Source organism: Streptococcus sp., assembly GCF_019414905.1.
Taxonomy (GTDB): Bacteria; Bacillota; Bacilli; order Lactobacillales; family Streptococcaceae; genus Streptococcus.
Genome location: NZ_DXLC01000296.1, coordinates 1 through 1661, shown reverse-complemented (window position 1 = coordinate 1661; position 1661 = coordinate 1). Strand labels below are relative to the sequence as shown.

Annotated in this window: 3 protein-coding genes; all 3 read left to right on the top strand. The window is 38.1% G+C overall.

The genetic code is table 11. The features are described from left to right. Nucleotides 1-364 (top strand): ABC transporter C-terminal domain-containing protein (locus QZ359_RS09000; RefSeq protein ID WP_293965897.1); only part of this gene is annotated, 364 nt, incomplete at its 5' end. A gap of 2 nt (nt 365-366) precedes the next feature. Then, on the top strand, nt 367-1230 hold the full coding sequence (locus QZ359_RS08995) for a MutR family transcriptional regulator (RefSeq protein WP_293965898.1): 864 nt from the start codon (nt 367-369) through the stop codon (nt 1228-1230). Between the two features lie 79 nt (nt 1231-1309). After that, on the top strand, nt 1310-1661 hold a 352-nt coding region (locus tag QZ359_RS08990; RefSeq protein WP_365968098.1), incomplete at its 3' end, for an MFS transporter.

The following is a 1661-nucleotide window of genomic DNA, read 5'->3' as shown; positions in this document are numbered from 1 at the left end:
GTCTGAGAAGGGTTCGACTCTTTACCTTGGAGACTACGACTACTATGTTGAGAAGAAAGCAGAAGTAGAAATGATTCAAACTGAGGAAGCTTCAACCAGCAATCAAGCAAAAGAAGCAAGCTCAGTTAATGACTATCAAGCTCAGAAAGAAAGTCAAAAAGAAGCTCGCAAACTCATGCGACAAATCGAAAATCTAGAAGCTGAAATTGAAGAGCTAGAAAGTCAAAGCCAAGTCATTTCTGAACAAATGTTGGAAACAAACGATGCCGGCAAACTCATGGAATTGCAGGCTGAGTTGGACAAAATAAGCCATCGTCAGGAAGAAGCCATGCTTGAATGGGAAGAATTATCAGAGCAGGTGTAAAGATGGAACATCTTGGAAAAGTATTTCGTGAATTTCGGACAAGTGGAAATTATTCTTTAAAGGAGGCCGCAGGAGAGTCTTGTTCTACCTCCCAGTTATCTCGCTTTGAGCTTGGGGAGTCTGATCTAGCAGTCTCACGTTTCTTTGAGATTTTGGATAACATTCATGTAACAATCGAAAATTTCATGGATAAGGCTAGGGATTTCCATAATCATGAACATGTTGCCATGATGGGACAAATTATTCCGCTTTACTACTCAAATAATATTGCAGGTTTTCAAAAGCTTCAAGAAGAACAACTTGAAAAGGCTAAGAGTTCGACAAATCCCCTATATTTTGAGCTGAACTGGATTTTGCTACAGGGTCTGATTTGTCAAAGAGATTCGAGTTATGAGATGAAGCAGGATGATTTGGATAAGGTAGCAGATTATCTCTTTAAAACAGAAGAATGGACCATGTATGAGTTGATTCTTTTCGGTAATCTCTATAGTTTCTACGATGTAGACTATGTCACTCGGATTGGTAGAGAAGTTATGGAGAGGGAGGAATTTTACCAAGAGATTGGTCGCCATAAGAGATTAGTGTTGATTTTGGCCCTCAATTGTTACCAGCATTGTTTAGAGCATTTTTCTTTTGACAATGCAAGCTATTTTGAGACTTATACAGAAAAGATTATTGGCAAAAACATTAGTCTGTATGAACGAAATATTTTACATTACCTAAAAGGCTTTGCCTTATATCAAAAAGGACAGTGTAAAGAAGGCTGTAAGCAGATGCAAGAAGCCATGCATATTTTTGACCTACTATGTCTTCCAGAGCAAGTAGCCTACTATCAGGAACACTACGAAAAATTTGTCAAAGATTAATTTTCCCAAATAAGGGAAAAAATAAAAAGCTCCTTTCAGTTTTGATACAATAGTTTCAAAATTTGAGAGGAGTTTTTATATGAATCGCTATGCAGTACAGTTGATTAGTCGCGGAGCTGTTAACAAGATAGGAAATATGCTCTATGATTATGGAAATAGTGTCTGGTTGGCTTCCATGGGGACTATCGGACAGACAGTTTTAGGAATGTATCAGATTTCTGAACTCGTCACATCTATTCTCGTAAATCCCTTTGGTGGAGTTATATCAGACCGTTTTTCTCGTCGTAGGATTTTAATGGCGACAGACCTTGTTTGTGGGATTCTTTGTCTGGCTATTTCTTTCATAAGGAATGACAGCTGGATGATTGGCGCTTTGATTTTTGCCAATATTGTGCAGGCTATTGCTTTTGCCTTTTCTAGACCAGCAAATA